This is a genomic window from Pseudomonas sp. P4_D7, assembly GCF_056401755.1.
The window spans coordinates 1-12,915 of sequence record NZ_JBFUIR010000013.1; the positions used below are offsets into that span (position 1 = coordinate 1).

Sequence of the window (12,915 nt, forward strand, 5' to 3'; positions counted from 1 at the left end):
CACAGGGACTGTGCAACACCCTGCCTCAAACAATAAAAACAAGAGGGAGCAACAGATGATTCGCACGCAAACCAACGTTCTGTTGAGTGGCGGCCTGCTGGCCGCGAGTCAGGCCATGGCCGGCGATTTACTGCTGTGGCAGACCAACAGCCTGAGCTATCTGTACGGCAAGAATTTCGCAATCAACCCATCGATCCAGCAGACGCTGACCTTTGAGCACGCCGACAAATGGAAGTACGGCGACAACTTCCTGTTCGTCGACAAAATCTTCTACAACGGCAAGGAAGACGCGAACAAAGGCCCGCACGCCTTCTACGGTGAATTCACCCCGCGCTTCTCGTTCGGCAAGATCTTCGACCAGAAGCTCGAGTTCGGCCCGATCAAAGACGTCCTGCTCGCCATGACTTACGAGTACGGCGAAGGCGACAGCGAGGCCTACCTGATCGGCCCAGGTTTCGACCTCAAGGTGCCCGGTTTCAACTACGTCACCCTGAACATCTTTCGCCGCCAGACCGAAGGCCCGCGCCCCGGCGATGGCGTCTGGCAGATCACCCCCGGCTGGTCCTACAGCTTTCCCCTGGGCAATTCCGATGTGCTGATCGACGGCTACCTCGATTGGGTAGTCGACAACGATGAGAACTCACGCGGCACCTACCACGCCAACCTGCACATCAATCCGCAGATCAAATATGACCTGGGCAAAGCTTTGGGCTGGAGCCAGAAGCAACTGTATGTCGGCACCGAATACAGCTATTGGAAAAATAAATATGGCATCGAAAACACGCACAACTTCGACACCAATCAGAACACCGCCAGCCTGCTGGTAAAGGTGCATTTCTAAGATGGCCCGCAACCGTGCCCCATACCTGTCGTCGGTGCTCTGTTGCGGGGCACTTGAGAGCTGGCCGAGGAGTCAGTATTCTCCGCGGCCTTCTGAATTCGGTCTAAAAAAAAGCCCGGATTTAATTCCTGACCGAAAAGCCAACATATCCCGGCCCCGGTCAGTACCGAGGCATCCCGAAAACACACTCAATCGACTGTTTTTCAGCAGCCGAGCGGGTGTTTTTTTGCTTTTCGAAAGCCTTGGCTCAGCTCTTGCTAACAGCAACGAAGCTGACCGATCGGATGAGTTTTTGCAGCAACGAAAAAAGGCGCCACACCAGAGCGCCGATCTTAAAAAAATAACGTGGAACACCTACTTTGGGAGCAACCGAATGAAACGTATGTGCACCAGCCTGATGCTCGCGGGATCGATGTTGGCCGGCGGCCAGGCCATGGCCGAAGGCCTGCTGCAGTGGCAGAACAACAGCCTGACCTACCTCTATGGCAAGGACTTCCAGGTCAACCCGCGCATCCAGCAGACCGTCACCTTCGAGCACGCCGATGCGTGGAAGTACGGGGACAACTTCCTGTTCGTCGACAAGATCTTCTACAACGGCAAGCCTGACAGCGGCGTCGGCAACAACACGTATTACGGCGAGTTCAGCCCGCGCCTGTCGCTGGGCAAGATCCTCGACCAGAAGATCGAATTCGGCCCGATCAAAGACGTGCTGCTGGCGATGACCTACGAGTTCGGTGAAGGTGATGTCGAGTCTTACCTGATCGGCCCTGGTTTCGACTTGGCCATCCCGGGCTTCGACTACTTCCAGTTGAACTTCTATCAGCGCCACACCGAAGGCCCACGTGCGGGCGACAACGTCTGGCAGATCACCCCGGTGTGGTCGTACACCATTCCGGTCGGCAATTCGAACATCCTGATCGACGGTTTCATGGACTGGGTCAGCGACAACGACGTCAACAAAAAGGGCGAGTACCACGCCAACCTGCACTTCAACCCACAGATCAAATATGACCTGGGCAAAGCGCTGCGTCTCGGCGAGAAGCAGTTGTACGTCGGTGTGGAATACGACTACTGGAAAGACAAGTACGGCATCGACGATACCGGTGCGTTCAAGACCAATCAGAGCAACACCAGCTTCCTGGTGAAGTACCACTTCTGATCCGGCGGCGTCCGCAAGGACGCCTTCGCGAGCAAGCTCGCTCCCACAGTGGTTCTATGTTGAAGGCGAATTCCGCATACGACGCCGAACCCTGTGGGAGCGAGCTTGCTCGCGAATGGGTTCAAACAAGATTCGAGGCGGACGCCACCGTTTCGGATATCCCGAGAAACCGGCACAGCTCCTCGCGCTTGGCCAACGCATCCCGCCGCCCCAGATCAATCAACTCGCTGCAATACCCCGCCTCGAACAACAGATAACTCAACACCCCTGCCCCACTCGTCTTGGTCGCGCCCGGTCCGCGCAAGAACAAGCGCAACGCCGCCGGCAACTCCTGGCGATGCCGTGCCGCGATTTCATCGATCGGCTGGCTCGGCGAGATCACCAGCACCTCCACCGGCGCCACACCCAACTCGCGGGTCGGCGTGCCGGCGGGCATCAAATGGCTGAACTGGTTGAGACGCTGAAGTAACTCGATGTCGCTCTCCAGGCTGTCAATGAACGTGCTGTTGAGCATGTGCCCGCCAATCTGCGCCAGCGTCGGCTGTTGCCCCGTATAAGCGCGTTCCAGCGGCTGCTGCGGATCAAAGCCGCGCGGGTTGCCACTGACGCCCACCACCAGCACTCGGCTCGCGCCCAGGTGCAGCGCCGGGCTGATCGGTGCCGATTGCCGCACCGCGCCGTCGCCAAAATATTCATCGCCGAGTTTGACCGGCGCGAACAGCAACGGGATCGCCGAACTGGCGAGCAGGTGCTCCACCGTCAGTTCCGTCGGCACGCCAATGCGCCGATGGCGCAGCCATGAATCGATCTTGCCGCCGCCCTGATAGAACGTCACCGCTTGCCCGGATTCGTAGCCGAACGCCGTCACCGCCACCGCATGCAATTGCTTGCGCGCGATCGATTCGGCGATACCGGGCATGTGCAGTTTTTCATTTAGCAGAGCGCGCAGCGGCGAACTGTTGAGCAGCGCCACCGGCAGTTGCCGACCGAGGCCGAGCAGGCTGTGGCTGACAAAACGGCTGGCCTGACGGATAACCCCGGGCCAGTCACTGCGCAGCACGCGATCGCTGCGAAAGCCCTGCCAGAACAAGGTCAGGCGTTCGATGGCGGCGCGAAAGTCGCTAGCGCCACTGGCGAGGCTGACGGCGTTGATCGCCCCGGCCGAGGTGCCGACGATCACCGGAAACGGATTGTCCGCACCCAGCGGCAGCAATTCGGCAATCGCCGCCAACACGCCCACCTGATACGCCGCCCGAGCCCCGCCGCCGGAAAGAATCAAACCTGTGACCGGTTCAGCTGGGCTCATCGCAACACTCCATGGTGCTTGAAAGGATGGGGGAATCAACCGCGTTTGGCGTACAGCTTCGGCTCGCCCGGTGGCCGGCTCTTGAAGCGTCGATGCGCCCACAGGTACTGCTCGGGGCAGGCACGCAACGCACTCTCGACCCACTGATTGATGCGGATGCAGTCGGCTTCTTCGGTTTCGCCGGGGAAATCTTCCAGCGGCGGATGAATCACCAACCGATAACCGCTGCCGTCGGCCAGACGCTCCTGGGTGAACGGCACCACCAGCGCCTTGCCCAGACGCGCAAATTTCGTCGTCGCTGTCACAGTCGCCGCCTGAATGCCGAACAGCGGCACGAAAATGCTCTGCTTGGCGCCATAGTCTTGATCCGGCGCATACCAGATCGCGCGACCGGAACGCAGCAGCTTGAGCATGCCGCGCACGTCGTCACGCTCCACGGCCAGCGAGTCGAGATTGTGCCGCTCGCGACCGCGACGCTGGACGAAGTCGAACAGCGGGTTTTTGTGTTCGCGGTACATGCCATCAATCGTGTGCTGCTGACCGAGCAAGGCCGCGCCGATTTCCAGCGTGGTGAAATGCGCGGCCATCAGAATCACGCCTTTGCCTTCGCGCTGGGCCTTTTGCAAATGCTCCAGGCCTTCAACGTGGGCCAGCTTGGCCAGACGCTCGCGCGACCACCACCAGCTCATGGCCATTTCAAAAAAGGCGATACCGGTGGAGGCGAAATTTTCCTTGAGCAGGCGTTTGCGCTCAGCGGCGGATTTTTCCGGGAAGCACAGTTCAAGATTGCGCTTGGCGATGCGCCGCCGGTCGCCGGCCACGCGATACATCAACGCACCCAAAACACGACCGATGGTCAGCAAGACCGGATACGGCAACTGGACGATCAGCCACAAAAGCCCCAGACCGCACCAGAGCGGCCAGAAGCGTGGCGATAAAAAGGCTGTTCGAAAACGCGGGCGATCCATTAAAGCTTCCGTAAATGCAGTGGCCGCGCATTCTACATCGTTCGACCCGGCTTGCGGCCTGCGGGCGTTCTCGTTATAAGTCTCGGCACTTTTAGTGACAAGCCGTTGTATGCCGACATGAGCCAAACCGAACCGTTAGACCAAGATCCCGTATTCCAGCTCAAGGGCAGCATGCTGGCCATTACTGTGCTGGAACTGGCCCGTAACGACCTCGAAAGCCTCGATCGGCAATTGGCCGCCAAAGTTGCCCAGGCGCCGAACTTCTTCAGCAACGCGCCGCTGGTTCTGGCGCTGGACAAACTGCCGCCAAGCGAAGGCGCTGTCGATCTGCCAGGCCTGATGCGCGTCTGCCGTCAACATGGCCTGCGCACCCTGGCGATTCGCGCCAGCCGCATCGAAGACATCGCCGCCGCCATCGCTATCGACATTCCGGTGCTGCCGCCGTCGGGCGCCCGTGAACGACCGCTGGAAACACCCGAAGCCGAGGTCAAAAAGAAGCCGGAAAAACCGCCGGAGCCAACGGTCAAACCGACCCGCGTCATCACCACGCCAGTACGTGGTGGCCAACAGATATATGCCCAGGGTGGCGATTTGGTCGTGGTGTCCTCGGTCAGTCCGGGGGCGGAACTTCTCGCCGATGGCAACATCCATGTATACGGCCCGATGCGTGGTCGGGCGCTGGCCGGCGTGAAGGGTGACACCAAGGCACGGATTTTCTGTCAGCAATTGAGCGCTGAACTGATCTCCATCGCCGGTCATTACAAGGTTTCCGAAGATTTGCGCCGCGACCCTATGTGGGGCTCGGGCGTACAGGTCAGCCTGTCGGGCGACGTGTTGAACATCATTCGGCTTTAACGGATACTGCCGCATTTTCCAAGCATCTCTAAAACGTAGCGAAAACGGCTCAAACGAAGTAGGAAAAAGGCTCAATGCCGAATTCCAGCCAAGGCTGTCCGACTGCAGTAGTTTTCAAGAGATGTTTTTCAGGGGCTAAAAAGTCCTTCTTCCTTAGGGGTGAAACACCTTGGCCAAGATTCTCGTGGTTACATCCGGCAAGGGTGGTGTGGGTAAGACCACCACCAGCGCCGCTATCGGTACCGGCCTCGCTCTGCGCGGCCACAAAACAGTGATCGTCGACTTCGACGTGGGCTTGCGTAACCTTGACCTGATCATGGGTTGCGAGCGCCGCGTGGTGTATGACTTCGTCAACGTGGTCAACGGCGAAGCCAACCTGCAACAAGCGCTGATCAAAGACAAGCGCCTGGAAAACCTCTACGTACTGGCCGCCAGTCAGACCCGCGACAAAGACGCGCTGACTGTCGAAGGCGTGGAAAAAGTCCTGATGGAGCTCAAGGAACAATTCGAGTTCGTCGTCTGCGACTCCCCGGCGGGCATCGAGAAAGGTGCTCACCTGGCCATGTACTTCGCTGATGAAGCGATCGTCGTGACCAACCCGGAAGTGTCCTCGGTACGAGATTCGGACCGCATGCTGGGCCTGCTGGCCAGCAAATCGCGCCGCGCCGAACGTGGCGAAGACCCGATCAAGGAACACTTGCTGATCACTCGCTACCATCCAGAGCGTGTTGAAAAGGGCGAAATGCTGGGCGTTGAAGACGTCAAGGAAATCCTCTCGGTAACCCTGCTCGGCGTGATCCCGGAATCCCAGGCGGTGCTCAAGGCATCCAACCAGGGCGTCCCGGTGATTCTCGACGACCAGAGCGATGCCGGTCAGGCCTACAGCGATACCGTCGACCGTTTGCTGGGCAAAGAAAAAGCCCACCGTTTCCTCGATGTCGAGAAGAAGGGATTCTTCGAGCGCCTGTTTGGAGGTAGGTAATGAACCTTTTTGACTTCTTTCGTGCCAACAAAAAGCCAAGTACCGCCTCGGTAGCGAAAGAGCGTCTACAGATCATCGTGGCGCATGAGCGCGGCCAGCGCAGCACGCCGGATTACTTGCCAGCCTTGCAGAAGGAACTGGTCGACGTGATCCGCAAGTACGTCAACATCGGCAACGACGACGTACATGTTGCACTGGAAAGCCAGGGCAGTTGCTCGATTCTGGAACTCAACATCACCCTGCCTGATCGCTGAGTCGATCCGGCAGGTACGACGGCGGTTCAGGGCCATCCCCATGCGGGATGGCCCTGAACCGCCGTTGGCATTTGTTACGAGGCTGTTTTAATGCCGCTGTCCAACATCCGCATCATCCATCAGGACGCCGCCGTGCTGGTGGTCGACAAACCGACGTTGCTGCTCTCGGTGCCCGGTCGCGCCGACGACAACAAGGATTGCCTGATTACCCGCCTGCAGGAAAACGGCTACCCCGAAGCGCGCATCGTCCATCGCCTGGACTGGGAAACCTCCGGCATCATTTTGCTGGCGCGTGATGCCGATACGCATCGCGAACTGTCACGGCAGTTTCATGACCGCGAAACTGAAAAGGCCTACACCGCACTGGCCTGGGGTCAGCCGGAACTGGACAGTGGCAGCATCGATTTGCCCTTGCGTTACGACCCCCCGACCAAACCGCGCCATGTCGTCGACCACGAATTCGGCAAGCATGCGCTGACCTTCTGGCGTGTGCTGGAGCGTTGCGGCGACTGGTGCCGCGTTGAGCTGACACCGATCACCGGCCGCTCGCATCAGTTGCGCGTGCACATGCTGTCGATCGGGCATCCGCTGCTCGGTGATGGCCTCTACGCCCACGAGCAGGCGCTGGCGGCATGGCCACGCCTGTGCCTGCACGCGAGCATGCTCAGCTTCACCCATCCGCAAACCGGCGAACGCCTGCGTTTCGAGTGCCCTGCGCCGTTCTGACAAGCACCACCGAACCCATGTGGGAGCGAGCAGGCTCGCTCCCACATGGGTTCGGTGCAGATTCAATTCCCCGGCCGATGCGTTAAACTCCCGCCCACTGCTGTCTGGAGTTTCTTATGCGCGAAGAGTTGAACCAAGGCCTGATCGACTTTCTCAAGGCCTCCCCTACCCCGTTCCACGCCACCGCCAGTCTGGTGCAGCGTCTGGAGGCTGCCGGTTTCGTGCGCCTCGACGAGCGCGAGCCCTGGACCACCGAGCCGAACGGCCGCTATTACGTCACCCGTAACGACTCCTCGATCGTCGCGATCAAAATGGGCCGCACCTCGCCACTGCACGGCGGTATCCGCTTGGTTGGCGCGCACACCGACAGCCCGTGCCTGCGGGTCAAGCCGCAACCGGAACTGCAGCGTCAGGGCTTCTGGCAACTGGGTGTTGAAGTCTACGGCGGTGCCCTCCTGGCGCCGTGGTTCGACCGTGATCTATCGCTGGCCGGCCGCGTGACCTTCCGCCGCGACGGCAAAGTCGAAAGCCAGTTGATCGACTTCAAGGCGCCAATCGCGATCATTCCCAACCTGGCCATTCACCTCAACCGTGAAGCCAATCAGGGCTGGGCGATCAACGCGCAGACCGAACTGCCACCGATCCTCGCGCAATTCGCCGGTGACGAGCGCGTCGACTTCCGCGCCGTGCTCACCGATCAACTGGCCCGCGAACATGGCTTGAACGCCGACGTCGTGCTCGATTACGAGTTGAGTTTCTACGACACGCAAAGCGCTGCAGTGATCGGCCTCAACGGCGACTTCATAGCCGGCGCGCGCCTCGACAACCTGCTGTCGTGCTACGCCGGCCTGCAAGCCTTGCTGACCGCCGAAACCGACGAAACCTGCGTGCTGGTGTGCAACGACCACGAAGAAGTCGGTTCCTGCTCGGCCTGCGGCGCCGATGGCCCGATGCTCGAACAAACCCTGCGTCGTCTGCTGCCGGAAGGTGACGAGTTCGTCCGCACCATCCAGAAGTCCCTGCTGGTCTCGGCCGACAACGCCCACGGCGTGCACCCCAACTACGCGGAAAAGCACGATGCCAACCACGGCCCGAAACTCAACGCCGGCCCGGTGATCAAGGTCAACAGCAACCAGCGCTACGCCACCAACAGCGAAACCGCCGGGTTCTTCCGCCATCTGTGCATGGCCGAAGAAGTGCCGGTACAGAGCTTCGTGGTGCGCAGCGACATGGGTTGCGGCTCGACCATCGGCCCGATCACCGCCAGCCACCTCGGCGTGCGCACTGTCGACATCGGCCTGCCGACCTTCGCCATGCACTCGATCCGCGAACTGTGCGGCAGCCATGACCTGGCACATCTGGTCAAAGTACTCAGCGCGTTCTACGCCTGCCGCGAATTGCCCTAAAAGCTTAAAAGCTTCGCGAGCAGGTCGAATCGTCGCACCGTCGCTCCCACAGTTTGAAATGCATTCCAATGTGGGAGCGAGCCTGCTCGCGAAAGCGTCAGTTCAGGCAGCACAAATTTCATCTTGAAACCGGCTCAACTCTGATACACATCAGAACAGCTCAAGCAAAACCGACCTAGACTTACATCATTCATTTCGACAAGGCAGTCTCCATGATCTCGATGTCTTCGTTCCACGCCATGCTCATTCCCATCCTGTGCGGAATGATCCTGCTGGCGATCGGTTTCAACTTCCGTGACAAGAACGCCGGGGTATTTGCCATGTGGGTCGGCATGCTGACGATCCTCGCCACGGTGGTCTACAAGATACTCGCCAAACTCAACGAATAAATCCGCGCCCGGCTCGCATTGAATGGGTGGGCCTCGTACACTCCAGCGAATCCGCCCCTTGCGAGGTTGACCGCCTAGTGTTCGCTCGTCTTTTTGCTTTGCCCAGTCTGTTCCTTGTCTGCCTGATGACACTGCTGCCGATGGCGCCCGCCCACGCGGTCGGTCTGCCGGGCCTGCTCAACACCAACAAAGCTCAACCCGAAGCCCAAGAACCGCTCGGCCAGTCCCTCGACGAAGTCATCAAGTCGCTGGAAAACGACAAGCAACGCGCGCAACTGCTGACCGACCTGAAGAAGCTGCGCGACGCCACCAAAAAGGCCCAGGCCAGCCCCGAAGAAGGCGTACTCGGCCTGATCGGCGGGACCCTCGCCAACTTCGAAAAGCAATTCACCGGTGCCGACAGCCCGCTCAACCGCTGGGGCAACGAGTTCGACCTGGCCAAGGACGAACTGAGCGCGATGCTGCTACCGGCCAACGAGTGGCTGCCGATCATTTTCGGTTTCGCCATGATCCTGATGGTCTGGAGCCTGCTCGCCGCCGCGCTGATCTGGCTCAGTCACCGGGTACGCATGCGCTTCGGCCTCACCGAAGAACTGCCGCAACACCCCAAGGCTCTCGACATGCTGCGCTTCGCTTTACGCAAGCTCGGGCCGTGGCTGATCGCTTTGGTAATGACCGTCTACATGAGCTACGCGCTGCCGTCGTCACTGGGCAAAAGCCTGGCGATGGTGCTGGCCTATGCGCTGGTGGTCGGCACCTGTTTCTCGGCGATCTGCGTGATCGCGTTTTCCCTGCTCGACGGCCCGCACCGCCATCGTGCGCTGTACATCCTGCGTCATCAGGCGTTCCGGCCGCTGTGGCTGATCGGCAGCTTCGCCGCGTTCGGTGAAGCGTTGAACGATCCGCGCCTGATCGAAAGCCTCGGCGTGCATCTGGCCCACACCGCTGCAACCATCGCCAATGTCCTCGCGGCACTGTCGACCGGTCTGTTCATCCTGCGTTTCCGCCGGCCGATCGCACACTTGATTCGCAATCAGCCGCTGTCACGACGACTGACCCGCCGCGCCCTCAGCGATACCATCGAAATCCTCGGCACCTTTTGGTACGTGCCGGCGCTGGTGCTGGTCGGCATCTCGCTATTCGCCACCTTCGTCTCCGCCGGCGACACCAGCACCGCCTTGCGCCAGTCGCTGATCTGCACCGTGCTGCTGGTGTTGTGCATGGTGATCAACGGCCTCGTGCGCCGGCATTCCTTGAAACCGCAACGCGGGCCGAAACGTCACGCGCTGTATTCCGAGCGTCTGAAAAACTTCTTTTACACCCTCGCGCACCTGCTGGTCTGGCTGGTCTTTATCGAACTCGGCCTGCGCGTCTGGGGCCAGTCGCTGATCGGTTTTGCCGAAGGCGAAGGCCATGACATCAGCGTCAAACTGTTCAGCCTGATTGGCACACTGGTTTTCTCCTGGCTGATCTGGATCCTCGCCGACACGGCCGTGCACCACGCCCTCACCCGCTCGCGCAAAGGTCTGGCGAATGCGCGTGCGCAAACGATGATGCCGCTGATCCGCAACGTGCTGTTCGTGGCGATTTTCATCATTGCGCTGATCGTCGCGCTGGCCAACATGGGCATGAACGTCACGCCACTGCTGGCCGGTGCCGGTGTGATCGGTCTGGCCATCGGTTTCGGTGCGCAGTCGCTGGTCGCGGACCTGATCACCGGTCTGTTCATCATCATCGAAGACTCGCTGGCCATCGATGACTACGTCGACGTCGGCGGCCACCTCGGCACTGTCGAAGGCCTGACCATCCGCACCGTGCGCCTGCGCGATATCGACGGCATCGTCCACACCATCCCGTTCAGCGAAATCAAAAGCATCAAGAACTACTCGCGGGAATTTGGCTACGCAATCTTCCGCGTGGCGGTGCCGTACAACATGGAAATCGACGACGCGATCAAACTGATGCGCGAAGTCGGCCAGAAGATGCGCACCGATCCGCTGCAACGGCGCAACATCTGGTCGCCGCTGGAGATTCAGGGTGTCGAAAGTTTCGAGTCCGGCAGCGCGATCCTGCGCGCCCGGTTCAAGACCGCGCCGATCAAACAATGGGAAGTGTCTCGAGCCTTCAACCTGTCGCTCAAACGCCATCTCGATGAAGCCGGACTCGATCTGGCAACGCCGCGCATGAGCGTGCAAGTGATCACTGCCGGTGGCGGTCAGCCGAAGGAATAGCACTCAGGCGCGCGGTTGCAGTCACAGGCAGGGAAGCCCGACAACAATAATCAAGGAGAACCCGATGCAACTGACGCGCATTGCCCAAGCCGTTCTACTCAGCCTGTTCGCCAGCAACGCTGGCGCCGCGACGCTGGAAAGCACCCGCACAACGATCGCCGAACAAGCGCAAAAGCTCGAGCCCGAACTGCTGGAAACCCGCCGCGACATCCACGCCCACCCGGAACTCGGCAACACGGAAAAACGCACCGCCGAGCTGGTCGCCAATCAACTCAAAGCCCTGGGCCTGGACGTCAAAACCGGCGTCGCCCGCACCGGTGTAGTGGCCGTGCTCAAAGGCGCCCTGCCCGGCCCGACCGTGGCTCTGCGCGCCGACATGGACGCGCTGCCGGTCAAGGAAGTCGCCGACCTGCCGTTCGCCTCAAAAGCCAAAGGCACCTACCTCGACAAAGAAGTCGACGTCATGCATGCCTGCGGCCACGATGCGCACACCGCCATCCTGCTGAGCACGGCGAAAATTCTCACGGGCATGCGCGACACCCTGCCCGGCACCGTGGTGTTCTACTTCCAACCCGCCGAAGAAGGCCCCAGCGACTTCATCCCCGACGGCAATAACACCTGGGGCGCAAAAATGATGGTCGAGGAAGGCGTGATGAAATCACCAAAACCCGATGCGGTCTTCGGCCTGCACGTCTGGGCCGGCGTTCCCGCCGGCCAGATCGCCTTCCGCCCAGGCGCCACCCTGGCCAGCTCCGACGACCTGCGCATCAAAATCCTCGGCAAACAGACCCACGCCGGCCGCCCATGGGACGGCATCGACCCGATCACCGTCGGCGCGCAAACCATCGTCGGCCTGCAAACCGTGGTCAGCCGCCGCACCGATATCTCGTCTTATCCGTCAGTGGTCAGCATCGGCACCATCAACGGCGGGACGCGCTACAACATCATTCCCGAATCCGTCGACATGACCGGCACGATCCGCTCCTACGACTACGGCATCCGCCAGAAACTGCATGCCGACGTCCGCCAGACCGTGGAAAAAATCGCCGAAAGCGGCGGCGCCAAAGCCGACGTCACCATCATCGAAAAATACGACCCGACCATCAACAACCCGGCACTGACGGAAAAAATGCTGCCGACGTTGAAGTGGGCGGCCAAGGATGATGTGGTGAATGCACCGCTGGTGGGTGGCGCGGAAGACTTCTCGTTCTTTGCCAAGGAAGTGCCGGGACTTTTTGTGTTTCTCGGCGTGACGCCAAGAGACCAGGACATGAGCAAGGCAGCGCCGAATCACAATCCGGGGTTCTTTGTCGATGAGTCGGCGCTGGTGGTAGGCGTGAGAACATTGGCCTCGTTGGCGACGGATTATCTGTATGCCAATGCGGGGGCAGGCAAATAGGGATGAGGTGATTGTGGGGGCGCCTTCGCGAGCAAGCTCGCTCCCACATTTGGACCGTGTACAGCCTGTCATCGCTGGCAGGTCGAACCGTCGCACCGCAGCGCCCACAGTTTTAATTTGCGAACACCCATGCGGCAAAGCCGCCCCACTCGACACAATGAGCGCAAGCTCGAGTACCGCTTTTGATCTTGATCCACGGGCGACGTCGGAAGGCTGAGTGGAGGGATTGATCCGGGCGTGGGAGCGCAGCGACCGTTTGGCGCAGCCAAACACAGCGAGAGGAGGTGCAGCGAAGCAAACCGTAGACGCTGCGCCCGGATCGATCCCGCAGCGAAGGAACCCCGAGCCCCAGCGAGCGGGCCGCACGCAGGAGCAAGCGTTTTTTTGCTTACTTTTTTT

The 12,915-nt window shown here is 60.3% G+C and carries 12 protein-coding genes; 10 read left to right on the forward strand and 2 right to left on the reverse strand.

Annotated elements, in window-relative coordinates:
• Nucleotides 1–55: 55 nt before the first annotated feature.
• Both AC1DVF_RS10745 and AC1DVF_RS10750 read left to right on the forward strand, forming a co-directional pair.
• Entirely contained in the window at nucleotides 56–841 is a 786-nt protein-coding gene (locus tag AC1DVF_RS10745; protein ID WP_099758422.1) for an outer membrane protein OmpK, read from the forward strand.
• A gap of 373 nt (nucleotides 842–1,214) precedes the next feature.
• On the forward strand, nucleotides 1,215–2,000 hold the full coding sequence (locus AC1DVF_RS10750; RefSeq protein WP_093441644.1) for an outer membrane protein OmpK: 786 nt from the start codon (nucleotides 1,215–1,217) through the stop codon (nucleotides 1,998–2,000).
• 121 nt (nucleotides 2,001–2,121) lie between these two features.
• Here AC1DVF_RS10750 and AC1DVF_RS10755 read toward each other — a convergent pair whose 3' ends face one another.
• Nucleotides 2,122–3,306 carry a patatin-like phospholipase family protein gene (locus AC1DVF_RS10755; protein ID WP_093441640.1) on the reverse strand — a complete coding sequence of 395 codons (1,185 nt, stop codon included), beginning with the start codon at nucleotides 3,304–3,306 and terminating at the stop codon, nucleotides 2,122–2,124.
• A gap of 35 nt (nucleotides 3,307–3,341) precedes the next feature.
• Entirely contained in the window at nucleotides 3,342–4,274 is a 933-nt protein-coding gene (locus AC1DVF_RS10760; protein ID WP_093441635.1) for a lipid A biosynthesis lauroyl acyltransferase, read from the reverse strand.
• 117 nt (nucleotides 4,275–4,391) lie between these two features.
• Here AC1DVF_RS10760 and minC point away from each other — a divergent pair, with 117 nt between their 5' ends.
• From minC to AC1DVF_RS10800, 8 genes are all read left to right on the forward strand, one after another.
• Nucleotides 4,392–5,129: a septum site-determining protein MinC gene (gene minC, locus AC1DVF_RS10765; RefSeq protein WP_026000431.1), complete on the forward strand. Its 738-nt coding sequence runs from the start codon at nucleotides 4,392–4,394 to the stop codon at nucleotides 5,127–5,129.
• Between the two features lie 169 nt (nucleotides 5,130–5,298).
• Nucleotides 5,299–6,111 carry a septum site-determining protein MinD gene (gene minD, locus AC1DVF_RS10770; protein ID WP_007913953.1) on the forward strand — a complete coding sequence of 271 codons (813 nt, stop codon included), beginning with the start codon at nucleotides 5,299–5,301 and terminating at the stop codon, nucleotides 6,109–6,111.
• On the forward strand, nucleotides 6,111–6,365 hold the full coding sequence (minE, locus tag AC1DVF_RS10775) for a cell division topological specificity factor MinE (protein ID WP_003223146.1): 255 nt from the start codon (nucleotides 6,111–6,113) through the stop codon (nucleotides 6,363–6,365). The genes minD and minE overlap by 1 nt, the downstream gene beginning before the upstream one ends.
• Nucleotides 6,366–6,455: 90 nt before the next feature.
• Entirely contained in the window at nucleotides 6,456–7,091 is a 636-nt protein-coding gene (locus AC1DVF_RS10780) for an RluA family pseudouridine synthase (RefSeq protein ID WP_007960625.1), read from the forward strand.
• Nucleotides 7,092–7,207: 116 nt separating this feature from the next.
• Nucleotides 7,208–8,497, forward strand: a complete 1,290-nt coding sequence (locus AC1DVF_RS10785; protein ID WP_007919200.1) for a M18 family aminopeptidase — start codon at nucleotides 7,208–7,210, stop codon at nucleotides 8,495–8,497.
• Between the two features lie 212 nt (nucleotides 8,498–8,709).
• The gene (locus AC1DVF_RS10790; protein ID WP_016982863.1) at nucleotides 8,710–8,886 is read left to right on the forward strand and encodes a hypothetical protein; all 177 of its coding nucleotides are present in this window, start codon (nucleotides 8,710–8,712) and stop codon (nucleotides 8,884–8,886) included.
• Between the two features lie 77 nt (nucleotides 8,887–8,963).
• On the forward strand, nucleotides 8,964–11,117 hold the full coding sequence (locus AC1DVF_RS10795; RefSeq protein ID WP_477782445.1) for a mechanosensitive ion channel family protein: 2,154 nt from the start codon (nucleotides 8,964–8,966) through the stop codon (nucleotides 11,115–11,117).
• Nucleotides 11,118–11,181: 64 nt separating this feature from the next.
• A complete protein-coding gene (locus AC1DVF_RS10800) occupies nucleotides 11,182–12,516 on the forward strand; it encodes an amidohydrolase (RefSeq protein ID WP_477782446.1) in 1,335 nt (444 codons plus the stop codon).
• Nucleotides 12,517–12,915: the final 399 nt, after the last annotated feature.